Below are 22,164 nucleotides of genomic sequence, written 5' to 3' on the forward strand. Positions count from 1 at the left end.
TGCGGCGTGTTGACCGAACCGACCCTGACCACCCGCCCCGAGGACGGGCTGGACGTCCCGCTGCTCGTCTGGTGCGCCGCCCGGCCGGTGCTGGCGGTCAGCTCCGCGCCGCTCGGCGGCGGGATCGGCGTACGGAACTGGGTGGTCAACGCGACCGTGCCGATGTCGTACCACCGGGACGACCCGGCCGCCCACCTGGCCGAACTGGCCGACCTGCTCGACCTGGACGGGCCCGGCGTGGGCCTGCTGACCGGGGTCGACGTCGCCGAGGTGGTCAGCCGGACCGACGGCGGGGTGCGGGCCTGGGCGACCGTCGGGCTGGGCACCCCGGTCCAGGCCGCCGCTCTCGCCGAGACCGGCTCCGCCGAGGCCGTTCCCGCCGGGGGCCCGGTGCCCGCGCCGCGGGTCGGCACCGTCAACATCGTCGTCCAGGTGCCCGCCCGGCTGGCCGACGCGGCACTGGTCAACGCGGTGGCCACGGCGACCGAGGCGAAGGCGCAGGCCATCCGGGAGCTGGGGCTGGCCGCCACCGGCACTCCCACCGACGCCGTCACCGTGCTCTGCCCCGCCGAGGGCCCGGCCGCCGCCTACGGCGGACCGCGCTCCGCGTGGGGGGCGCCGCTGGCGCGGGCCGTGCACGCCGCCGTGCTGGCGGGTGGGGCGGGGACCGTCGTCCCCTGGTCGGATCGACGGACGGCCCGATAATCCGGCCGATCGGCCATCGTCAGCGCGCAGCCCCGCTCGGTAAGGTCGCGGTCGATGTCTGCCGACGCCCGCCCCGGACCCCGCCCCCGCCGCACCGGCGCCGGTGGCGGCCCTCCGCGCCGCCGCGCCGCCCTGGCCCTCGGCGTGCTGGTCACCGCGCTGCTCGCCGCCGGCTGCGCCGAGTCGGGCACCGCCCCGACCTGGCAGCCCGGCGCCCCCGCCGGGGCGGCCGGCACCGGCGCGCCGGGCTCGACCAAGGCCACCCCGAAGGCCGAGGCCAAGAGCGTGTCGCTCTCGGCGACCGGCGACATCATCCTGGGCAACGCCCCGAACCGGCTCCCGCCCAACGGCGGGAAGGGCTTCTTCGACTCCGTCAAGGAGGCGCTCAAGGCCGACCTGGTGATGGGCAACCTGGAGGAGCCGCTGACCGTCGACACCGGGACCGGCAAGTGCGGGGCCAACTCGACCCGGTGCTTCCAGTTCCGCGCGCCGCCCGAGTACGCCGCGCACCTGCGCGACGGCGGGTTCGAGCTGCTCAACCAGGCCAACAACCACGGCAACGACTACGGCCCCAAGGGGTACCGGAACACGCAGGACGCGCTGGAGGAGCACGGTCTCGAGCACACCGGCGCGCCCGACCAGATCACCGTGGTCGAGGTCGAGGGCGTCAAGGTCGCCGTCGCCGGCTTCTCGTCGTACGCCTGGTCGAACAGCCTCGTCGACATCGCCGCCGCCCGGAAGGTGGTGGAGAAGGCGGCCACCCAGGCCGATCTGGTCGTCGTGCAGGTGCACATGGGCGGCGAGGGCGCCGACAAGACCCGGGTGCGGCCGGGCACCGAGATGTTCCTCGGCGAGAACCGGGGCGACCCCATCAGGTTCTCCCGGGCCATGATCGACGCCGGAGCTGACCTGATCGTCGGCCACGGGCCGCACGTGCTGCGGGGCATGGAGTTCTACCAGGGCCGGCTGATCGCGTACAGCCTCGGCAACTTCGCCGGCGGCGGCAACTCGCTGAGCAACACCGGCCGGCTCGGCTGGGGCGGCGTGCTGAAGGTGTCGCTGAGGCCGGACGGCAGCTTCGCGGGCGGCTCGTTCGTCTCGACGTACATGAACTCCATCGGCAAGCCGGTCATGGACCCGGACGACCGGGGCCTCGGGCTGGTCCGCGAGCTGACCCGGCTGGACTTCCCGACCACCGGGGCCCGCTTCGACGACCGGGGTCGGATCACCGAGGACTGACCCGCCGGGGGCGCGTGGGCCCGACGGTCCGCGCGTGACCCGACGTAGGCTTTCCGTCGTGACCACGAGTTCCCCCGGAGCCACCGAGACCGACCTCGGCCGCACGCGCCGCGCGCGGAAGATCGGCCGGGTGCTGACCGAGACCCATCCCGACGCCCACTGCGAGCTGGACCACGGCAACGCCCTGGAGTTGGCCGTCGCCACGATCCTCTCCGCGCAGTGCACGGACAAGAAGGTCAACGAGGTCACCCCGAAGCTGTTCGCCCGCTATCCGAGCGCCGCCGACTACGCCGGGGCCGACCGCGCCGAGATGGAGGAGCTGATCCGGCCGACCGGCTTCTACCGGAACAAGACGGACTCGCTGATCAAGTTGGGTCAGGCCCTCGTCGAGCGGTACGACGGCCAGGTGCCGGGGAAGCTCGCCGACCTCGTGACCCTGCCCGGGATCGGGCGCAAGACCGCCAACGTCATCCTCGGCAACGCCTTCGACGTCCCGGGGATCACCGTCGACACCCACTTCCAGCGGCTCGTGCACCGCTGGCGGCTCACCGCCGAGACCGACCCCGTCAAGATCGAGCACGCGATCGGCGCGATGTTCCCCAAGCGCGACTGGACGATGCTGTCGCACCGGATCATCTTCCACGGCCGGCGGGTCTGCCACGCCAGGAAGCCCGCCTGCGGGGCGTGCACGCTGGCGAAGCTCTGCCCGTCCTACGGGACCGGGCCGACCGAGCCCGCGCCGGCCGCGAAGCTGCTCAAGGGCCCCCGCGCGCGGGACCTGGCCATCGCCGCGGGCGTCGACCCGGAGCTGGTGCCCCAGCAGGCGGTCGCTGCGGAGGCACCGTGACCCGCCGCCTCGCCGCCCTGCTCCTCCCGCTGGCCCTGCTCGCCGCCGGCTGCACGGCCGAGGCAGAGAAGCCCGCGCCCACCGAGCCCCGGAAGAACAGCCGGCCGTCGCCGTTCGCCGCCTGCGCGCCCCTGACCGCGCCACCGGCCTCGGCCGAGCCCTCCGCCTCCGCCCCGACCGGCTCTGCTGCCGCCCCGACCGGCTCTGCTGCGGCCGGCTCCGGCGGGGCGGAGTTGCCGGAGCTGACCCTGCCCTGCTTCACCGGCGGCGAGCCGGTCGCCCTGCGGGACGTCCGGGGGCCGGCGGTGATCAACCTGTGGGCGTCCTGGTGCCCGCCCTGCCGCAAGGAGCTGCCCGCCTTCCAGCGGCTCAGCGAGCGGGCCGCCGGTCGGCTCCAGGTGCTCGGGGTGAACACCCGGGACAGCCGGGAGGCCGCCCAGTCGATCGGGGAGGACTTCGGGGTGCGCTTCCCCGTCCTGTTCGACCAGGGGGAGAGCCTGCGCCGGGGGCTCAACCGCAACGCGATCCCGCTGACCGTGCTCGTCGGCGCGGACGGCCGGGTGCGGCACGTCGACACCTCCGGCGCGCTCGACGACGCCCGCCTGGCCGAGCTGGTCCGCGAGCACCTCGGCGTGACGGTGAAGTCGTGAGCGTGAGGAGTGAGCCGGTTTTGCGAGCCCCGCGGTCGCGAACTGAGGTGGCACCGTGAGCGGCGCCGTCCCGGCCTGGATGGGTCCGCTGCTGGCCCGCGTCGGCAGCGCCCGCGTCGAGGACTTCACCCGGCTCGCCACCCCCGCCAGCGGCGGCCGGGAGAGCGCCGTGCTGGTGCTGCTCGGCGAGGAACCCGGGGCCGGGCCCGACGTGCTGGTCCTTCAGCGCGCCGCGACGCTGCGCAACCACGCCGGGCAGCCGGCCTTCCCCGGCGGGGCGGCCGACCCCACCGACGCCGACTCCGCCGCCACCGCCCTGCGCGAGGCGAACGAGGAGGTCGACCTCGACCCGGCCAGCGTCACCGTCCTGGCCGAGCTGCCGAAGCTGTGGATCCCGGTCAGCGACTTCGTGGTGACCCCGGTGCTCGGCTGGTGGCACCGGCCCCACCCGGTGCACCCCCGGGAGCCCGCCGAGGTCGCGCACGTCGCCCGGCTGCCGGTCGCCGAGCTGGTCGACCCCGCGAACCGGATGCGCGTACGACATCCGAGCGGCTGGGTCGGCCCCGCCTTCTCGGTGCGCGGGATGCTGGTCTGGGGCTTCACCGCCGGCGTGCTCGCCACCCTGCTGGAGATGGGCGGCTGGGCCCGGCCCTGGCCGCGCGACCGGGTGGTGGACCTGCCGCCGACCGGGGCCACCCCGGCGCCCTCCGCCGGCACCGACTCCATCGACGAGATGGCCGGCCCGTCGACCTGACCGTCACGTTCCGCTAGCGCCGCTCCTCCGGCGGGCCCCGTGCCCGTACCCTGGGGGCGTGTCCGCCGTGGATGTCGTCCTGCTCCTGCTCATGCTCGTGTTCGCGATCAGCGGATACCGGCAGGGGTTCGTCGTCGGGGTGCTGTCGTTCTCCGGCTTCTTCCTGGGGGCGCTGGTCGGCCTCCAGGCCGGCCCGCTGCTGGCCCGCCAGTTCACCGACAGCGGCACCCGGGTGCTGATCTCCCTGGTGGCGGTCTTCGGGCTGGCCGTGGTGGGGCAGGCGCTGGCCGGCTGGATCGGCTCCCACCTGCGCCAGACCATCACCAGCCACATCGGCCGGCGGGCCGACGACATCGGCGGCGCGCTCGTCTCGCTCCTCGCGGTGCTGCTGGTCGCCTGGCTGGTGGCCGTGCCGTTGGGCTCGTCGTCGCTGCCCTGGCTGGCCTCCTCGGTGCGCAACAGCGCCCTGCTCACCACAGTCGACCGGGTGCTGCCCGACCAGGCGCAGAAGCTCTCCACCGCGCTGCGGGACACCGTCGACACCAACGGCTTCCCCGATGTCTTCGGCGACCTCGCGCCCACCCGGGCCCGGCAGGTCGAGCCGCCCGACCCGGCGCTGGCCGGCTCCGAGGTGGTGGCCGACGGCCGGCGCTCGGTGGTCAAGGTGCTGGGCTCCGCGCCGAGCTGCTCGCGCCGCATCGAGGGCTCCGGCTTCGTGTACGCGGACGACCGGGTGATGACCAACGCGCACGTGGTGGCCGGCACGCGCTCGGTGGCGGTCGAGCTGAACGGCGACCGGTACGACGGTGAGGTCGTCGTCTACGACCCGAACCGGGACCTGGCCGTGCTGCGGGTGCCGGGGCTGCCCGGCCCGTCCCTGCGCTTCGCCGCCGGCAACGCGGGCAGCGGGGCGGACGCGATCGTGCTGGGCTTCCCGCTCGACGGGCCGTACAACGCCCAGTCGGCGCGCGTGCGCGACGTCGACCGGATCACCGGCCCGGACATCTACGCCTCGGGCGACGTGACCCGAGAGGTCTACACGATCCGGGCGCTCGTCCGCAGCGGCAACTCGGGCGGCCCACTGCTCTCCTCGAACGGCCTGGTGCTCGGGGTGATCTTCGCAGCGGCGGCGGACGACCCGAACACCGGCTTCGCGGTGACCGCGGCGGAGGCCCGGCCGGTGGCGCTGGCCGGTGCGGAGCGCACCCGGCCGGTCGGCACCGGCGCCTGCACGTAAGGAAGGGCACCCCGTCAACGCCTCCGGTAGAGAAGGGCGCCCCTCTCACGCGTACCGCCGGGCCGGGGGAGGGGGCGCTCACCCCGCCGGCGGGGCGGCGGGACGGGGCGGGGTGGCGGAGCCGGGCCGGGGGATGGTCCAGGTGCGGAACGCCGCCGCCGTGGCGGCCACCGTCGCCGCGCCGAGCAGCCACCCGGCGACCACGTCGCTGGTCCAGTGCACACCCAGCGCCACCCGGCTGACCCCGGTCAGCCCGGCGAGCACGACGGCGGCGGCCCAGAGCGCCCACCGCGCGGCGGGGCGCTCCCGGGCGTACGGGAGGAAGACCACCAGCAGCACCCCGGCGGCCAGGGCGGCGTTCACCGCGTGCCCGGAGGGGAACGAGTAGCCGGCGGCGTGCGCCACCGGGTCGAGCAGGTCCGGCCGCTCCCGGCCGACCAGCAGCTTGAGCAGCGGGCTCAGCAGCCCGCCCACGGCCATCGTGGTGGCGGCCCACCAGGCCAGCCGTCGGGCGCGGCGGGAGAGCAGCCACACCACCACGGCGAGCACGGCCGCCCGCAGCGGCCAGGGGCCGAGGGTGTGGGTCCAGACGGTCATGAACGTCACCCAGCCGGGGTGGTCGAGGGCGTAGCCGTGCAGGGCGTCGGTGACCGAGGCGTCCAGCCGCCGCAGCGGCCCCCGGGCGTCCAGCAGCAGGACGAGTAGGGCGAACGGCACCAGCCCCAGGAGCACCGCGACGACCGCCAGGGTGAGTCGCAGGCCCGGCGACCGGTCGGGGTCGAGCCGACGGGCCCGCCACGACGGGGACGCGGACGGGTGGGTGCGTCGGCCGGACGTGCTCATGCTCCCATGCCTACCCAGTGGAACGCCGGATCAGACCGGCCGGAATCGATCGACCCCGGTCAGCGGGGCCGCCGCCGGAAGCGCCGCAGCGTCAGCGCCGCCCCGACGCCGAGGGCGGCGAGGAGAGCCGTGCCGGCCCAGATCCGCTCCCGGCCGGTCTCGTCCCCGCCGCCGGCCGGCTGGGCCGTCCAGCGGGTGTGCTGGCGGGGGGCGGTGAAGCCGAGCGGGTCCGTGCCCGCGCCCTCGACCGGGTCGTCCCGCTGCGCGCCGGGGGCCGCGCCGAAGCCCACCACACCGGGGGAGGAGCGGTCGTCGAGCGGGTTGTGATCCACCGGCGGCACGTCGGCGGTGAGGGCGGCGACGGGGTCGACCACGCCGTACCCGAAGCGGTCGTCGCGGCCGGCGGGCCCCAGGTCCCGGGCGGTGCTGATCAGGCGGTTGACCACCTCGCCGGCCGACATCTGCGGCCAGCGAGAGCGGATCAGGGCGGCGGTGGCGGCGACGAGCGGGGCGGCGAAGCTGGTGCCCTGCACCCGCCAGTACCCGCCGGGTCGGGCCCCGACCAGGCCGGTGGCCGGCGCGGTGAGGACCGTCGTGGGGCCGGTGATCGAGCCGGGCCAGAGGTTGTCGCTGGCGCGCTCCAGGCCCGCGACGGCGATGACGCCCGGCTCCCGGGCGGGGTACCAGACCGTCGTGTCGGAGGAGGCGGCCACGTTGCCGGTGCAGGCGACGACCACGACGTCGCGGGCGAACGCGTAGTCCAGCGCCGCCGCGAGGGCGGGGCTGTCACCGCTGCCGCCGAGGGACAGGTTGACCACCCGAGCCCCGTTGTCCACGGCCCACCGCACGCCCTTGGCGACGATCAGCGCGTCGTCGTAGCGGTTCTCGCCGTCGAGGACCCGCACCGGGAGGATGCGGGCGTCCGGGGCGAGCCCCACCGCGCCCCGCCGGTCGTCGCTGCGCCCGGCGATCAGGCCGGCGACGGTGGTGCCGTGCCCGACCGGGTCCGGCCCCTCGCCGGTGCCCCCGTCGTCCACCAGGTCGATGCCGGGCAGCACCCGGCCCGCCAGGTCCGGGTGGGAACCGTCCACCCCGGAGTCGACCACCGCGACGGTGACCCCGCGCCCGGTCGAGGTGCGCCACGCGGTCGACGCCCGCAGCTCGTCGAGCTGCCACTGCTCGTCGCGGGCCTGGTCGGCCCGCGCCGGGGTGTCGACCGGCGCGACCCGCCAGAGCGCCGGCGCGGCGGGCGGGGCGGCGACGGGGAGGGCGGGCGCGGCCAGGGCCGGGGGTGCGACCGGGCCGACGAGCGACACCGCGAGCGCCGCGACGCCGACGAGCGCGCGGCCGGTGGACCGTCGCGCCGTCGCCAGCCTGCCGTGCCGAACCCCTGTCACGTTCCCAGCCATTCATCGCGGCGGACATCTGCTGCTCGGAGATTACCGGTTTTCCACTGCGTCCCGTGGTAAACCGAAAGCCTGGCCACCGGGTCGCCCCCTACTGCGCCGGAAGATGTGCCAACTGGACGAGGCGTACCCCCTCGCGCCGGGTCACCAACCGTGCCCGCCCCGGCGGGAGCGGCCCGGGGCGTACCTGCCCCACCAGTGGCCCCTCCTCGGGGCTGCCGGCCATCACCAGGCCCGGGGTGGACAGTTCCTTCAACCGCTGGAGGAACTGGTCGTAGCCCCGGCCGGCCCCGCCGGCGCGGCGGGCCAGCACCAGGTGCAGGCCGATGTCCCGGGCCTGGGGGAGGTACTCCTCCAGCGCCCGCAGCGGGTTGGTCGGCCCGCTGGCCACCAGGTCGTAGTCGTCGACCAGCACGAACAGCTCCGGCCCCGACCACCACGACCGCGCCCGCAACTGCGCCGGGGTGACGTCCGCACCGGGCAGCCGGCGCTGCATGTACCCGGCGGCGGACTCGATCAGGTCGGCGGTGGGGGCGGCGGCGGTGCCGTAGCCGATCCGGTGCTCCGTCTCGATCGCGCCGAGCAGGCTGCGCCGGTAGTCCACCAGGATCACCCGCGCCTGCGCCGGGGTGAACCGGCCGACGATGGTCGCGGCCAGCGCCCGCAGGAACGACGACTTGCCGCACTCGGCATCGCCGAAGACCAGCAGGTGCGGCTCGGCGGCGAAGTCCAGCACCACCGGCCGCAGGTCCGCCTCGGCGATCCCGACCGGCAGCGCCAGCCCGGCCGTCGCGCTCAGGTCCAGCTCCGCGTACGGCAGCACCGGAGGCAGCAGCCGGACCGCGGGCGCCGCCGGCCCCGGCCACGCCCCGCCGACGGCCTCCACCAGGTCGGCGGTCCCGCCGTCCGGGCGCCCGGGGGCGTCGGGGTCGGGGTGGCCGCCGGAGAGCCGGGGCAGCGCGGTGAGGAAGTGCAGGCCGTCCTCGGTCATGCCCCGGCCGGGCGTCTTGTCCGGCACGGTCGCCGCCGACGCGCGGCGGACCAGCAGCGAGTCCGACGGGTCGCCGAGGCGCAGCTCCAGCCGGGAGCCGAACAGGTCCCGGATGGCCGGTCGGAAGTCCGTCCAGCGGATCGCGCTCGCCACCACGTGCACCCCGTACGACAGGCCCCGGGTGGCCAGCTCGGTGATCAGGGGCTCCAGGTCGTCGTACTCGCCGCGCAGCGTGCCCCAGCCGTCCACCACCAGGAACACGTCGCCGAACGGGTCGGTGGCCGGCTGGCCGGCGGCGGCGAGGGCCGCGCGGCGCTGCCGGTACGCGGCCATCGACTCCACCCCCAGCTCGGCGAAGCGGCGCTCCCGGTCGACCAGCACGGTGGCCACCTCCCCGACGGTGCGCCGCACGGAGGTCGGGTCGGCGCGGCCGGACACCCCGCCCACGTGCGGCAGGCCGCGCAGCGCGGCCAGCGCGCCGCCGCCGAAGTCCAGGCAGTACACCTGCGCCTCGACGGGGGTGTGGGTGAGCGCCAACGCGCAGACCAGGGTGCGCAGCAGGCCCGACTTGCCGCTCTGCGGCCCGCCGACCACACCCACGTGCCCGGCCGACCCGCCGAGGGTGAGCCAGAGCAGGTCGCGGCGCTGCTCGAACGGCTTGTCGACCACGGCCACCGGCACCTGGAGCGCGCCGTGCAGCTCCGGGTTGGCGAAGGTCAGCCCGCGCGCCGGGTCGGTGCCCACCGGGCCGAGCAGGTCGTCCAGGGTGGGCGGGGCGTCCAGCGGCGGCAGCCAGACCTGGTGCGCCGGCGGGCCCTGCCCGGCCAGCCGGCCGACCAGCACGTCGAGCAGGCTGTCGGCGGCCGGCCCCTCCTCGGGCGTCGCCGTCAGCGCGCGGACGGCCGGCTCCGGCACGGGCACCAGGTGCGTGGAGAAGGCCAGCAGCCGGGGCGGGTCGGCACCGCCGGCCCCCGCCGCGCCGCCCCGGCGGCGCGCCGGCCCGGAGACGTACGCGGCCTTGAAGCGCGTCAGCGGCTCGGTGCCGAAACGCAGGTAGCCGTGCCCCGGCGAGCGGGGCAGCTCGTGGGCGTCCGGCACCCCGAGCACCGTCCGGGACTCCAGGGCCGAGAAGGTCCGCAACCCGATCCGGTACGACAGGTGGGTGTCCAGCCCGCGCAGCCGCCCCTCCTCCAGCCGCTGCGAGGCCAGCAGCAGGTGCACGCCGAGCGACCGGCCCAGCCGACCGATCTGCACGAACAGGTCGATGAAGTCCGGCTTCGCCGACAGCAGCTCGGAGAACTCGTCGCAGACCAGCAGCAGCGACGGCAGCGGGGCCAACGAAGCGCCGGCCGCCCGCGCGCGTTCGTAGTCGCGCAGGCTGGCGTAGTTTCCCGCGCGGCGCAGCAGCTCCTGGCGGCGGACCAGCTCGCCGTTGATCGCGTCGACCATCCGGTCGACCAGCGGCAGAGCGTCGGCCAGGTTGGTGATCACCGCGGCGGTGTGCGGCAGCCGGTCGAACGAGGCGAAGGTGGCCCCGCCCTTGAAGTCGACCAGGACGAAGTTGAGCTGCTCCGAGCTGTGCGTGGTGGCCAGCCCGAGGACGAGGGTGCGCAGCAGCTCGGACTTGCCGGAGCCGGTGGCCCCGATCAGCAGCCCGTGCGGGCCCATCCCGTCCTGGGCGGACTCCTTGAGGTCCAGCTCGATCGCCCCGCCGTCGGTGCCCACCCCGATCGGCACGCGCAGCCGGTCCCGGGCCGACCGGGGGGCCCAGCCCTGCTCGGCGGTGAAGCCCTCCGGGTCGCCGATGCCGAGCAGCTCGGGCAGGCCCAGCTCGGCGTTGACCGGGGCGTCCGGCCCGCGTACGGCGGTGGCGAGCCGCAGCGGGGCCAGCCGGCGGGCGACCGCCTCGGCGTCGGCCGGGTCGAGCCGGTCGGCGACGCCGACCTCGGCGTGCCCCTCGGCGGAGTGCGAGTGCAGCCCGCCGCCGCGCACGTCGAGCAGGAGGGCGTACCGGTCGAGCAGCCGGGGCGGCGGGGTGTCCAGGTCGACGACGGTGACCGCGTCGACGCCGCCGTCGCCGACCAGGTCGGTGGCGCCGGTGAGGTCCCCGCCGTCGAGCACCACCACGACGTGCGGCCCGTCGGCGAGCGGGCCGGCGGGGCTGAACCGCGACCGGCTGGCCAGCACGTCGTCGAGGAGCCGCTCCAGCCCGGCGGCGGAGCTGGTGACGAGGCGGACGGGGCCGAGGGCGTCGGCGCGGGTGGGGTGGTGGGCGTGCGGCAGCCACTTGACCCACTCCCACAGCGCCCGCCGCTCGGGGCCGGCGCAGACCGCGACGAGCAGCTCGTCCGGGGCGTGGAAGACCGCGAGCTGCGTGAGTACCGCGCGGGCCAGCGCCTGCGCGTCGGGCGAGCCGGTGCCGGGCCGGACCCGCCCGTCGGGCGGCTGGGGGGCCGGCTCGCCCCGCACGAAGACCCGGGCGAAGCTGCGCAGCGACAGCGCCACCGGCAGGTCGGGCACCACCGAGTACGCGTCGAGGAACCGGCGCAGCGCCCCCGCTGTCATCGGCTCCAGCTCCTCCAGCGGCCGGGTGACCGGGGGGACCAGCGGGGTGGCCAGGGTCTGCGGGCCGACGCCCACCCGCACCACGGCGAAGTCGGGATCGGCCGGCCGGCGCTCCCAGACCCGGTGGCTGTCCACAGTCGACCAGAGCCGGCCCGGGTCGGGGTGCCGGTAGTGCAGCCCCGCCCGCTGCCGCGCGGCGGTCTGCCGGACCCGGCGGCGCAGCGCGCCCAGGTGCCGCAGGTACTCCCGCCGGGCGGCCATCATCTCCGACTTCTTCGGGGTGCCGGAGGCGCTGCCCCACGAGGTCACCAGCATCGCCAGCGAGGAGAGCCCGAACATGCCCCCGACCACGTACGAGTACGCCCCGCCGCCCCGGCCGAACATCATCGCCATGGCGACCGTCCCGCCCAGCATGGGCAGCATCATCAGCGCCTGCTGCCAGCGGCCCCCGGTGACGGCGGGGATCTCCGGCGGCGCGTCGACGGGCAGCTCGCCCACCGGGATCTCCGGCGCGGGACGCCGGGGCGGTCGCTTGACGACGACAGTGGACACACGCCCTCCCCAGAGCGCTCGGTAACCCGAGCCTGGCTCATCGTAGGTAAAGTCCTGTCGTTCCCGCAGCCACCGTTCCCCTTCGATAGGGAGAAGTGTCGATGTCGATCGGGCTGGCCCGTGTCACGATCAGCGCGCCCCGCCGCCGGGTCGACGTCGCCCTTCCCGAGCAGGTTCCCCTGGCCGAGCTGCTGCCCGAGGTGCTGCGGCACGCCGGGGAGGGGCTGGCCGACGACGGGGAGCGGCACGGCGGCTGGGTGCTGCGCCGCACCGACGGCGCGGTGCTGCTCGCCGCCCAGGCGCTGCTGCCGCAGGGGGTCCGCGACGGCGAGGTGCTGCACCTGGTGCCGGCGCGTGCCGAGTGGCCGGAGCTGGAGTACGACGACGTGGTCGAGGCGATCGTCGACGGGGCCCGCCGCCGGGGCGCCGCCTGGTCCCCGGCCGCCACCCGGGCCGCCGCCCTGGCCGGGGCCGGCGTGCCGCTCGCCGTCGGGCTGCTCGCCGTGCTCGCCGCCGGCCCCGGGGCGAGGGCCGCCTGGCCCGTCGCGGTCGCGGTGGCGCTGCTGCTCGCCCTCGCCGGCACCGTCGCCTCCCGGGCGTACGGCGACGGGGCGAGCGGCGCCACCCTCGGTGGCTACGCGTTGCCATACGCCGCCGTGGCCGGTGCCCTCGCGGTCAGCTCCGGCGACCCGGTCGGCCCGGTCGCCGCCCTGCGGTGGCTGGGTGCCCCGGAGCTGTTGGCCGGCGCGGTGGCGCTGCTGCTGGTGGCGGTCCTCGGCCTGCTCGGCGTGGCCAGCCGGGTGCGGGTCTTCGTGGCCGGCGCGACCGTCGGGGTGGCCGGGGCGCTCGCCGCCCTCGGCGGGCTGGCGCTGCCGGCCGACGACGCGGCGGCGGTGCTGCTGTGCGCCCTGGTCTTCGCGCTGGGCGCGCTGCCGCTGCTGGCCATCCGGCTGGGCCGGATGCCGCTGCCGCCGATCACCCTGCCCGGCGACGGGGGCCCCGGCGGGCGGGCCGCCCGGGACCTGCCGGACCGGGGCCGGGTGCACGCCGCGGTGGCGCGCACCGAGGAGATGCTGACCGGGATGCTGCTCGGGCACGGCGTGCTGGTCGCCGGGGCCGCGGTGGTGCTCGCGGCGACGGGCGGCACGGCCGGGCGGCTGCTGGTCGCGGTCGTGGCCGGCGTGCTCCTGCTGCGCTCCCGGCTGTTCGTGGCGGTCCGCCACCGGGTGCCCCCGGTGGTCGCCGGGCTGGCCGGGTTCACCCTGCTCGGCGGGGTGCTCGCGGCGGGCCAGGGCGCGCCGGGTCGGCTGCTGCTGGCCGCCGGAGGGCTCGCCGTCGCCCTGGTCGCGGTGGCCGCCGGCACCACGTACGCGCAGCGGCCCGTCTCACCGTACGTCGGCCGGCTGGCCGACCTGACCGACACCGCGCTGGTGGTCTCCGTGGTGCCGGTGGCCTGCGCGGTGCTCGACCTGTACGAACGGGCCCGGGGGCTGCTCGGTTGAGCGGCCCCCGGGCCCGTCGACGACGCGTCAGTGCTCGCCCTGCTCCTTGGCCCGCTTGTACGAGGCAACGATCTCGGCCTCGGCCTCGACCCGGCCGACCCACGTCGCGCCCTCGACCGACTTGCCGGGCTCCAGGTCCTTGTACACCTCGAAGAAGTGCTGGATCTCGAGCCGGTCGAACTCACCCAGGTGGTGGATGTCGCGCAGGTGCTCCTGGCGCGGGTCCTCGTAGGGCACGCAGAGGACCTTGTCGTCCCCGCCCTTCTCGTCCGTCATCCGGAACATGCCGATGGTGCGGCAGCGGATCAGGCAGCCCGGGAACGTGGGCTCGGGGACCAGCACGAGCGCGTCCAGCGGGTCGCCGTCCTCGCCCAGGGTGCCCTCGATGAACCCGTAGTCCGCCGGGTACTGCGTGGACGTGAAGAGGGTGCGGTCCAGCCGGATCCGGCCGGTCGCGTGGTCCACCTCGTACTTGTTGCGGTGACCCTTGGGGATCTCAACCGTGACGTCGAAATCCATCTCCCACGCTCCCTCGTTTGCCCACGTTGGCTAACCGGAACCAACGACGCCGCTTCGGGACGGGTGAATGCCACCCGGCCGCTCCGGCCGCCGCATAGTGTTCGGACCGAAGTAGTGTCACCCAAGCTGTTTTCGACACGGGGAGGAGGGGGGTCGTGGGGAGGGAAGATTCACACTACCGCCCGGACGGCGTCGACGGGCGGAAGAATCCGCAGCCCGACTCCGGGAGCGTGAGCGGCCGGTTTCCGGTGCCCGAGGCGCACGTGCCGCGCGCCCCCGAGCCAGCTCGCGCCCCCGAGCCGCCCCGCGCTCCTGAGCCGCCCCGCGCTCCTGAGCCGCCCCGCGCTCCTGAATCGGCCCGCGCTCCCGAACCGCCCCGTGAGGGCGGCTTCGACCCGGACGCCACGGCCCGGCTCGCCGTGCCCGGGGACCGCCCCCCGCCGCCGGTGTGGCGGCCTCCGGCCCCCGCCGGCGCGGCCCCCTCCCCGGTGGGCCCCGCCGCTCCGGCCTCTGCCCCCGCCGCCGTCCCGCCCGCTGTCGTTCCGCCCTACGCCGGGCCGCCCTCGGCCGTTCCGGCCGCCGCCGGGCCGGCGCCCGGCCCGGCCGCCGCCGGGGCGGCGCCCGGCCCGGCCGCCGCCGGGGCGGTCCCCCCGCCCCCCGGGGAAGCTCCGCCGCCCGCCCGTCGCCGGCGCCTCCCGCTGGCCGTGCTGGCCGTGGTGGTGCTGCTCGCCCTGGTCGGGGCAGGGCTGGCCGTGGTCCGGCCCGGTCCGGTCGCCGGTTGGCTCGGCGAGGAGCAGGCCGGGCAGCCGACTGCCGAGGCCGCCGAACCGGCCCCCGCGCCGGTGCTCGCCGGCCCGGACGCCAACGCGCCCGAGCCCACCCCCGAGGGGGTGCGGGCCGCGATCGAGGGGCTACTGCGGGCTCCCGAGCTGGGCAGCCGGGTCAACGTCTCGGTGGCCGACGTGACCACCGGCCGGTCGCTCTACGAGCGCGGCGGCGACGACGCCACCGTCCCCGCCTCGGTGACCAAGCTGGCGACCGCCGTCACCGTGCTGGAGGCCCGCGGCCCCGACCACCGCATCCCGACCCGGGTGGTGGCCGGTGCGAAGCCGGGCGAGGTGGTCCTCGTCGGCGGCGGCGACCCGACCCTCGCGATCGACGGCGACGGCTTCTACCCAGGGGCGGCCCGCCTCGACGAGCTGGCCGAGCAGGTGAAGCAGGCGCTCGCCGGCGTCGCGCCGACCCGGGTCACGGTCGACTCCTCGCTCTTCTCCGGCCCCGTGTACGAGCCCGGCTGGGACTCGGACATCCCGACCGGGGGGTTCGGCGCGGCGATCACCGCCCTGATGGTCGATGGGGCGCGGGTGGACCCGCGTGCGGCGCGGAAGAACTTCGAGGCCAGCCACGGGTGGGCGGAGCGCAGCCCGCAGCCGGATCTCGCTGCCGGCCGCGCCTTCGCCCGGCTGCTCGGGCTCTCCGGTGCCGCCGCCGACGTGAAGCGGGGCGGCGCCCCGGTCCCCGTCGGCGCCGCGGCGGGCGTGACCCCGGCGCCCGGCACCGAGCTGGGCAAGGTCGAGTCGCTGCCGATCACCCGGCTGGTCAGCATGATGATCACCGACAGCGACAACGTGATCGCCGAGGCGCTGGCCCGGCAGGTCGCGCTGGCCCGCGAGCGGCCGGCGTCCTTCGTCGGGGCGGCCTCGGCGATGGACATCGTCGTCGGCGAGCTGAACCTGGCGGCCGACGAGGTCACCCTCGCCGACGGCAGCGGGCTGTCCCGGAGCAACCGGATCAGCCCGTCCCTGCTGACCGACCTCGTCGCCCTCGCCGGCGACGGCACCCACCCGGAGTTGGGCACGATCTTCGGCGGCCTGCCGGTGGCCGGGTGGTCGGGCACCCTCGGCGGCCGGTACCGGACGGACGCGACCGCGGGTGGCGCCGGCGCGGTCCGGGCCAAGACCGGGACGCTGACGGGGGTGCACGCCATCGCCGGGCTGGTCACCACCGCCGAGGGGCGGCTGCTCACCTTTGCCGTGCTCACGGACCGCGCCCCGGCGGGCAGCCTCGACGACACCCGCCGCGCCCTCGACCGGGTCACCTCCGCGCTGGCCCGCTGCGGCTGCCGCTGACCCCGGCGGGTTTTTCGTCCGGTCTCGTCCCGTCTCGGGCGAAAGGTGGGGGTGTCCGGGCGCGGGTACGGTGGGTGCATGGCGCAGTTCGTGGACTGGGATCTGGCCGCCGCGACCGCGGGGGCGTTGGGCAAGTCGGGCCCCCGCGTGTCGTACGCCGAGGCCACCGAGGTGGTCTCCGAGCTGCGGCGGCTGACCGACGAGGCGGCCGGGCACGTGGCCGACTACACCGGGCTGCGGTCCCAGGTGGCGCAACCGCCCGTGCGGGTGGTGGACCGGCGGGACTGGGCGGCGACCAACATCGCCGGCCTGCGGGAGGTGATCACCCCGCTGGTCGACCGGCTCTCCGGCGACAAGCGGCCGGGCCCGCTCACCGAGGCGATCGGCTCCCGGGTCACCGGGGTCCAGGCCGGCACCGTGCTGGCGTACCTCTCCGGCCGGGTCCTCGGCCAGTACGAGGTCTTCTCCGGCGACCCCGGCCAGCTCGTGCTGGTCGCGCCGAACATCGTCGAGGTGGAGCGGAAGCTCGGGGCCGACCCGCGCGACTTCCGGCTCTGGGTCTGCCTGCACGAGGTGACCCACCGCACCCAGTTCACGGCGGTGCCGTGGATGCGGGCGTACTTCCTCGGCGAGGTGCAGGCGTTCGTGGACGCCTCGCAGGGCGGCGAGCACCTGCTGGAGCGGCTGCGGCGCGGCGTGGCCACCCTCGCCGACGCGGTGCGCGACCCGGAGAGCCGGGCCAGCGTGCTGGACATCGTGCAGACCCCCGCCCAGCGGGCCGTGCTGGACCGGCTCACCGCCCTGATGACCCTGCTCGAAGGGCACGCCGAGTTCGTGATGGACGGCGTCGGCCCGCAGGTCATCCCCAGCGTCGCGTCGATCCGGGCCGCGTTCAACCGGCGTCGGGAGACGGGCAACCCGCTGGAGAAGGCGATCCGCCGGCTGCTCGGCGTCGACGCCAAGATGCGCCAGTACGCCGAGGGCCGCAAGTTCGTCCACGGTGTCGTCGAGCGGGTCGGCATGGACGGCTTCAACAAGATCTTCGGTTCCCCGCTGACCCTGCCCCGGCTGGACGAGCTGGGCGACCCGGACGCCTGGGTCGCCCGCGTGCACGGGCCGGCCGCCACCCCGACCGCCGGCTGACCGTACGCCGATGGCCGCGCTCGCCCCGCCGGTCGCCGCGCTCCGGCTCGCGGTCCGCCGCGCGCTGACCGGGCTGGCGGGCCGGGGGCCCGTGCTGGTCGCCTGCTCGGGCGGGGCCGACTCGCTCGCCCTGGCCGCCGCCACCGCGTTCGTCGCGCCCCGGCTCGGCCGCGGCGTCGGTCTGGTGACCGTCGACCACGCCCTCCAGGACGGCTCCGACCGGCGGGCCGCCGACGTCGCGGCCTGGGCCGTCGGGGCCGGGTTCGCCCCGGCCGAGGCGGTACGCGTCGACGTCGCCGGCCGCCCCGGCGGCCCCGAGGCCGCCGCCCGCGTCGCCCGCTACGAGGCGCTGGCCGACGCGGCCCGACGGCACGGGGCGGCGGCCCTGCTCACCGGGCACACCCGCGACGACCAGGCGGAGACCGTGCTGCTCGCGCTGGCGCGGGGCGCGGGCCCGCGCGGGCTGGCCGGGATGCCGCCCCGCCGGGACCTGGCCGGGGTGCCGCTGCTGCGCCCGCTGCTCGACGTCAGCCGGGAGGAGACGCGCAAGGCGTGCGCGGCGCTCGGGCTGACCCCGTGGGACGACCCGCACAACACCGACCCGTCGTACGCGCGGGCGCGGGTGCGGGCCGACGTGCTGCCCGCGCTGGTCCGGGCGCTCGGCCCCGGGGTGCTGGACAACCTGGCCCGCACCGCCCGGCTGGTGGCCGCCGACACGGCAGCCCTCGACGCCCTGGCCGCCGCCGCCCTGTCCGCTCCGGCGGGGGAGCCCGCTGCCGCGTCCGCCTCGGTGGCGGAGCCCGCCGCACTGTCGGCTCCGGCGGCACCGGATGCCAGGTCCGCCTCGGCACCGGATGCCGGGTTCGCCTCGGTGGCGGAGCCCGGAGCCGCGTCGGGCGCGGCCGGTCCGGTTCCGGCCGCCGTCGGCGGGTCGGTGCCGGCCGGCGTCCGCGCTCCGGGCGGCGGGCTGGCGGTGGCGGCGCTGGCCGGGCTCGCCCCGGCCGTGCGGACCCGGGTGCTGCACGCCTGGGCCCGGGAGCTGGGCGCGCCGCCGGCCGCGCTGTCGCACCGCCACGTCGAGGCACTCGACGCCATGGTCACCGACTGGCACGGCCAGGGCGAGGTCCACCTGCCCGGTGGCCTCCGGGTGGCCCGCCGCGTGGGCCGGCTGACCGTCGCCGCGCGGGCTGGCTGACCACGCGGGCCGGCTGACCGCACGGCACCGGTGGGCTGATCGCCGCGCGAACGGGGCCGGGGCCGTGGGCCGTGCGGATCGGCCCGGTGGCGGTCAGTTCGCCGCCACGCGGTCGCGGAAGGTGGTCCGGTAGGCGAGCGGGGTGGTGCCGATCCGGCGGGCGAAGTGGTGGCGCAGCGCCGCCCCGTCGCCGAAGCCGGCCTGACCGGCGATGGTCTCCACGCTCAGCCCGGTCTCCTCCAGCAGCCGCCGGGCGAGCAGCACCCGCTGGCCCGTCAGCCAGTCGTGGGGCGTGGTGCCGGTCTCGGCGCGGAACCGCCGGGCGAAGGTGCGCGGGGTCATCCCGGCGCGGGCGGCCAGCTCGTCGACGGTGACGGTGCGGTCCAGGTGCCGGGTCAACCAGTCGAGGACCGGCCCCAGGGTGGGCGCCTCGGGGGCCCTCGCGATGGGGGCCTCGACGTACTGGGACTGGCCGCCGTCGCGGTGCGGCGGGACGACCATCCGGCGGGCGAGCCGGGTGGCGGTGGCCGAACCGTGCTCCGCGCGTACCAGATGAAGGCAGGCGTCGATGCCGGCGGCCGTGCCGGCGCTGGTGAGCAGGTTGCCGTCGGTCACGTAGAGCGAGTTGCAGCGGACCCGGGCCCGGGGGTGGCGGCGTTGCAGCTCGTCCACGTACCGCCAGTGGGTCGTGCACTCCCGGCCGTCGAGCAGCCCGGCCGCGCCGAGGACGAAGGCTCCGGAGCAGACGCTCAGCACGTACGCGCCGCGCGCGTCCGCCCGGCGCAGCGCGTCCAGCATCTCCGGCGGCACGGCCGCCCCGTCGGCGTGCGCCGGCACCGCGACCAGGTCGGCGTCCTCGACCGGCCCGAGGCCGGCGTGCGGGACGAGGTGGAACCCCGAGGAGGTGCGCACCGGGGCGCCGTCGACCGCGCAGACGGTGAACCGGTAGCCGGGGAAGCCGTCGGCGGTGCGGTCGGTGCCGAAGACCTCGGCGAGCACGCCCAGCTCGAACGGCGCGACCCCGTCCAGGGCGAGGACGGCGACGGAGCGGAGCATGTGACGAGGGTAACCCGAAACGTGGCAGGAAATCGATGCCCAGTGGCATCGCTGCCACTGTCCGGGGCCCGACGGGGAGCGCAGACTGAGCAGGTCCGGTGCGCACCGGCGGCGAAACCATCTCAGAACCCTCGAAAGTGAGCGCCGCCATGGAATCCCTGCTGCTCCTTGTCTTCCTGCTCCTCCTGGCCGCCGCCTCGGCCGGCGGACTCACCGCCGACACCCGCGACTCGGCGGACTGGAAGCCCACCGACGAGGGTCGCCGGTGGCGGTCCCGCCCCTCCTGACCCGGTTGGTGCGGGATGTGCGGAAAAATCCCCGGCGGGTCGCGCCGAAAGGGGCGGCCCCGCCGACGGGGGGCATCCGGCGTACGGCAGGCTAGGAGTCATGGCTGACGGCTCCTGGTACGACGCCGACATCGACCACGTGATCATTTCCGAGGCGCAGATCCGCGAGAAGATCGCCGAACTGGCCAAGCAGGTCTCGGCGGACTACGCCCACGTCGATGACGGACTCCTGCTGGTCTGCGTGCTCAAGGGCGCGGTCATGTTCATGGCCGACTTCTCCCGGGCGCTCGGCCGGCAGGGCCCTCCCGCCGAGCTGGACTTCATGGCCATCTCCTCGTACGGCCAGGGCACCACCTCCTCCGGCGTGGTGCGGATCCTCAAGGACCTGGACCGGGACATCGCCAACCGGCACGTGGTCGTCGTCGAGGACATCGTCGACTCCGGGCTGACCCTGTCCTGGCTGCTGCGCTACCTGGAGTCGCGGTCGGCGGCCAGCGTCGAGGTCGTCGCCCTGTTCCGCAAGCCGGACGCCGTGAAGGTGCCGGTGCCGGTGAAGTACGTCGGGTTCGACATCCCCACCGAGTTCGTCGTCGGCTACGGCCTCGACTTCGGTGAGCGCTACCGCGAGCTGCCCTACGTCGGCGTGCTCAAGCCCGAGGTGTACGCCCGGAGCTGAGCCCGCCAAGCGGACGTTCAGCGCATTCTCAGCTCATCGGACTACGGTAGAGGCCGGTGGCGTGGAGGAACCCTCCCCGCCCGACCCCTCGACCCGCGTGACCGGGCGGTCGGGTGGCCGGGTGCGGAGCTTGCGTCATGCCGGCTGAAACCCGGTTCGCGTTACGCGTAACTGCTGGCCTCGCAAGGCCACATGTCGCCTGCACGGTGTACCGTCGAGTGACCGTGGCGCGGCAGGGACGCGCCCCGGGGTCGAGGCCGGCCCGCACGGCGGCTCCGGCAGCCGCCGCGGCGGCGACAGCCAAATCAGACGGTCAGGACGTCGATCAGGAGGATGCGGGCGCCTCGGCGCTCGACAACAGCATGGAACGTACGCGTTTCTTCCGCCGACCGGTGGTCTGGATCATCCTGGTCATCCTCGGCGCCGTTGTGCTCAGTCAGCTGTTCACCGCTGGTCCCAGCTACCACCGCGTGGACACTTCCGTTGCGCTCGACCAACTGCACACCGCCAAGATCAAGAAAGCGGTCTTCCAGGACAAGGAGCAGACGCTCCAGCTCGACCTGGAGAGCAAGACCAAGTTCGGCGACACCACCACCGACCGGATCGAGGCGCAGTTCCCGTACGAGGTCGGCGGCCAGGTCTGGAACGAGGTCCTCGACGCCAAGGCGGCGAACCGGGTCACCGGCCCGGCCGACACCAAGGTGTCGTCGGACAGCATCTGGGTGAGCCTGCTGGTCAACCTGCTCCCCATCGCGCTGCTCGTGCTCCTGCTGCTGTTCTTCATGTCGCAGATGCAGGGCGGCGGCTCCCGCGTGCTCAACTTCGGCAAGTCCAAGGCGAAGATGATCACCAAGGACACCCCGAAGACGACCTTCGCGGACGTCGCGGGCGCCGAGGAGGCCGTTGAGGAGCTGCACGAAATCAAGGACTTCCTGCAGAACCCGGCGAAGTACCAGGCCCTCGGCGCGAAGATCCCGAAGGGCGTGCTGCTCTTCGGCCCGCCCGGTACCGGTAAGACGCTGCTCGCCCGCGCCGTCGCCGGCGAGGCGGGGGTGCCGTTCTACTCGATCTCCGGCTCCGACTTCGTCGAGATGTTCGTCGGTGTCGGCGCCAGCCGGGTCCGCGACCTGTTCGAGCAGGCCAAGTCGAACGCCCCGGCCATCGTCTTCGTCGACGAGATCGACGCCGTCGGCCGGCACCGCGGCGCCGGCATGGGCGGCGGCCACGACGAGCGCGAGCAGACCCTCAACCAGCTCCTCGTCGAGATGGACGGCTTCGACACCAAGGGCGGGGTCATCCTGATCGCCGCCACCAACCGGCCGGACATCCTCGACCCGGCGCTGCTGCGCCCGGGCCGGTTCGACCGGCAGATCCCGGTGGACGCCCCCGACATGGAGGGCCGCAAGGCCATCCTGCGGGTGCACGCCAAGGGCAAGCCGTTCACCCCCGACGTCGACCTCGACGCGGTGGCCCGGCGCACCCCGGGCTTCAGCGGCGCCGACCTGGCCAACGTGATCAACGAGTCCGCGCTGCTCACCGCCCGCAAGGACCAGCGGGCGATCACCAACGACTCCCTGGAGGAGTCGATCGACCGGGTGATCGCCGGCCCGCAGCGTCGGACCCGGGTGATGAGCGACCAGGAGAAGAAGATCACCGCGTACCACGAGGGCGGGCACGCGCTGGTCGCCTGGGCGCTGCCGCACGCCGCCCCGGTGCACAAGGTGACGATCCTGTCCCGTGGCCGCTCGCTGGGCCACACCCTGGTGCTGCCCACGGAGGACAAGTACACCCAGACGCGCGCCGAGATGGTCGACACCCTGGCGTACGCGCTGGGCGGCCGGGCCGCCGAGGAGCTGGTCTTCCACGAG

General features: G+C 75.8%; 18 protein-coding genes. 13 read left to right on the forward strand and 5 right to left on the reverse strand.

Annotated elements, in window-relative coordinates:
- Positions 1-6 precede the first annotated feature (6 nt).
- The 6 genes from LPU43_RS14285 (at position 7) to LPU43_RS14310 (ending at position 5,432) form a co-directional block, all read left to right on the forward strand.
- Positions 7-705 carry an adenosylcobinamide amidohydrolase gene (locus LPU43_RS14285; protein WP_229400886.1) on the forward strand — a complete coding sequence of 233 codons (699 nt, stop codon included), beginning with the start codon at positions 7-9 and terminating at the stop codon, positions 703-705.
- Positions 706-759: 54 nt separating this feature from the next.
- Positions 760-1,944, forward strand: coding sequence for a CapA family protein (locus LPU43_RS14290; protein WP_229400887.1), 1,185 nt, complete (start codon positions 760-762; stop codon positions 1,942-1,944).
- A gap of 58 nt (positions 1,945-2,002) precedes the next feature.
- Entirely contained in the window at positions 2,003-2,791 is a 789-nt protein-coding gene (gene nth / locus LPU43_RS14295; RefSeq protein ID WP_229400888.1) for an endonuclease III, read from the forward strand.
- The gene (locus LPU43_RS14300; RefSeq protein WP_229400889.1) at positions 2,788-3,441 is read left to right on the forward strand and encodes a TlpA family protein disulfide reductase; all 654 of its coding nucleotides are present in this window, start codon (positions 2,788-2,790) and stop codon (positions 3,439-3,441) included. The genes nth and LPU43_RS14300 overlap by 4 nt, the downstream gene beginning before the upstream one ends.
- Before the next feature lie 79 nt (positions 3,442-3,520).
- Positions 3,521-4,195, forward strand: a complete 675-nt coding sequence (locus LPU43_RS14305) for an NUDIX hydrolase (protein WP_229401104.1) — start codon at positions 3,521-3,523, stop codon at positions 4,193-4,195.
- Positions 4,196-4,253: 58 nt separating this feature from the next.
- Positions 4,254-5,432 (forward strand): MarP family serine protease, encoded by a 1,179-nt coding sequence (locus tag LPU43_RS14310; protein ID WP_229400890.1) that lies wholly within the window; start codon positions 4,254-4,256, stop codon positions 5,430-5,432.
- Positions 5,433-5,510: 78 nt separating this feature from the next.
- On the opposite strand, the gene LPU43_RS14315 is transcribed toward LPU43_RS14310, so the two are convergent.
- The 3 genes from LPU43_RS14315 to eccCa form a co-directional block, all read right to left on the reverse strand.
- A complete protein-coding gene (locus LPU43_RS14315) occupies positions 5,511-6,275 on the reverse strand; it encodes a phosphatase PAP2 family protein (protein WP_229400891.1) in 765 nt (254 codons plus the stop codon).
- A 59-nt stretch (positions 6,276-6,334) separates the two neighbouring features.
- Entirely contained in the window at positions 6,335-7,684 is a 1,350-nt protein-coding gene (gene mycP / locus LPU43_RS14320; protein ID WP_229400892.1) for a type VII secretion-associated serine protease mycosin, read from the reverse strand.
- Between the two features lie 88 nt (positions 7,685-7,772).
- Positions 7,773-11,789 (reverse strand): type VII secretion protein EccCa, encoded by a 4,017-nt coding sequence (gene eccCa / locus LPU43_RS14325; RefSeq protein ID WP_229400893.1) that lies wholly within the window; start codon positions 11,787-11,789, stop codon positions 7,773-7,775.
- Positions 11,790-11,890: 101 nt separating this feature from the next.
- Here eccCa and eccD point away from each other — a divergent pair, with 101 nt between their 5' ends.
- Positions 11,891-13,291 (forward strand): type VII secretion integral membrane protein EccD, encoded by a 1,401-nt coding sequence (gene eccD / locus LPU43_RS14330; protein WP_229400894.1) that lies wholly within the window; start codon positions 11,891-11,893, stop codon positions 13,289-13,291.
- Positions 13,292-13,318: 27 nt separating this feature from the next.
- On the opposite strand, the gene LPU43_RS14335 is transcribed toward eccD, so the two are convergent.
- The gene (locus LPU43_RS14335; RefSeq protein ID WP_229400895.1) at positions 13,319-13,810 is read right to left on the reverse strand and encodes an inorganic diphosphatase; all 492 of its coding nucleotides are present in this window, start codon (positions 13,808-13,810) and stop codon (positions 13,319-13,321) included.
- Between the two features lie 698 nt (positions 13,811-14,508).
- On the opposite strand from LPU43_RS14335, the gene dacB reads away from it, so the two are divergent.
- The 3 genes from dacB to tilS all read left to right on the forward strand — a co-directional run bounded on the left by dacB (position 14,509) and on the right by tilS (position 18,277).
- Positions 14,509-15,939 carry a D-alanyl-D-alanine carboxypeptidase/D-alanyl-D-alanine endopeptidase gene (gene dacB / locus LPU43_RS14340; protein WP_229401105.1) on the forward strand — a complete coding sequence of 477 codons (1,431 nt, stop codon included), beginning with the start codon at positions 14,509-14,511 and terminating at the stop codon, positions 15,937-15,939.
- 78 nt (positions 15,940-16,017) lie between these two features.
- Positions 16,018-17,082 (forward strand): Rv3626c family coenzyme F420 biosynthesis-associated protein, encoded by a 1,065-nt coding sequence (locus tag LPU43_RS14345; RefSeq protein ID WP_229400896.1) that lies wholly within the window; start codon positions 16,018-16,020, stop codon positions 17,080-17,082.
- A 10-nt stretch (positions 17,083-17,092) separates the two neighbouring features.
- Positions 17,093-18,277, forward strand: coding sequence for a tRNA lysidine(34) synthetase TilS (tilS, locus tag LPU43_RS14350; protein ID WP_229400897.1), 1,185 nt, complete (start codon positions 17,093-17,095; stop codon positions 18,275-18,277).
- Positions 18,278-18,370: 93 nt separating this feature from the next.
- Here the strand turns inward: tilS and LPU43_RS14355 are convergent, their stop codons facing one another.
- Positions 18,371-19,333, reverse strand: coding sequence for a GlxA family transcriptional regulator (locus tag LPU43_RS14355; protein ID WP_229400898.1), 963 nt, complete (start codon positions 19,331-19,333; stop codon positions 18,371-18,373).
- A 149-nt stretch (positions 19,334-19,482) separates the two neighbouring features.
- On the opposite strand from LPU43_RS14355, the gene LPU43_RS14360 reads away from it, so the two are divergent.
- From LPU43_RS14360 to ftsH, 3 genes are all read left to right on the forward strand, one after another.
- The gene (locus LPU43_RS14360) at positions 19,483-19,620 is read left to right on the forward strand and encodes a hypothetical protein (protein ID WP_229400899.1); all 138 of its coding nucleotides are present in this window, start codon (positions 19,483-19,485) and stop codon (positions 19,618-19,620) included.
- Between the two features lie 100 nt (positions 19,621-19,720).
- Entirely contained in the window at positions 19,721-20,296 is a 576-nt protein-coding gene (hpt, locus tag LPU43_RS14365) for a hypoxanthine phosphoribosyltransferase (protein ID WP_229400900.1), read from the forward strand.
- 362 nt (positions 20,297-20,658) lie between these two features.
- Positions 20,659-22,164: ATP-dependent zinc metalloprotease FtsH (gene ftsH, locus LPU43_RS14370; RefSeq protein WP_229400901.1), on the forward strand; the 1,506-nt coding region annotated here is incomplete at its 3' end.

It is taken from the genome of Micromonospora okii, assembly GCF_020884795.1.
GTDB classification, from domain to species: domain Bacteria; phylum Actinomycetota; class Actinomycetes; order Mycobacteriales; family Micromonosporaceae; genus Micromonospora; species Micromonospora okii.

What these genes read in the sequence shown, in the direction of transcription:
- LPU43_RS14355 (WP_229400898.1), bottom strand. Translation starts at nt 19,333, where the DNA reads ATGCTCCGCTCCGTCGCCGTCCTCGCCCTGGACGGGGTCGCGCCGTTC.
- LPU43_RS14305 (WP_229401104.1), top strand. Translation starts at nt 3,521, where the DNA reads ATGGGTCCGCTGCTGGCCCGCGTCGGCAGCGCCCGCGTCGAGGACTTC.
- mycP (WP_229400892.1), bottom strand. Translation starts at nt 7,684, where the DNA reads ATGGCTGGGAACGTGACAGGGGTTCGGCACGGCAGGCTGGCGACGGCG.
- LPU43_RS14315 (WP_229400891.1), bottom strand. Translation starts at nt 6,275, where the DNA reads ATGAGCACGTCCGGCCGACGCACCCACCCGTCCGCGTCCCCGTCGTGG.
- hpt (WP_229400900.1), top strand. Translation starts at nt 19,721, where the DNA reads ATGGCTGACGGCTCCTGGTACGACGCCGACATCGACCACGTGATCATT.
- LPU43_RS14360 (WP_229400899.1), top strand. Translation starts at nt 19,483, where the DNA reads ATGGAATCCCTGCTGCTCCTTGTCTTCCTGCTCCTCCTGGCCGCCGCC.
- LPU43_RS14290 (WP_229400887.1), top strand. Translation starts at nt 760, where the DNA reads ATGTCTGCCGACGCCCGCCCCGGACCCCGCCCCCGCCGCACCGGCGCC.
- eccD (WP_229400894.1), top strand. Translation starts at nt 11,891, where the DNA reads ATGTCGATCGGGCTGGCCCGTGTCACGATCAGCGCGCCCCGCCGCCGG.
- tilS (WP_229400897.1), top strand. Translation starts at nt 17,093, where the DNA reads ATGGCCGCGCTCGCCCCGCCGGTCGCCGCGCTCCGGCTCGCGGTCCGC.
- LPU43_RS14335 (WP_229400895.1), bottom strand. Translation starts at nt 13,810, where the DNA reads ATGGATTTCGACGTCACGGTTGAGATCCCCAAGGGTCACCGCAACAAG.
- LPU43_RS14345 (WP_229400896.1), top strand. Translation starts at nt 16,018, where the DNA reads ATGGCGCAGTTCGTGGACTGGGATCTGGCCGCCGCGACCGCGGGGGCG.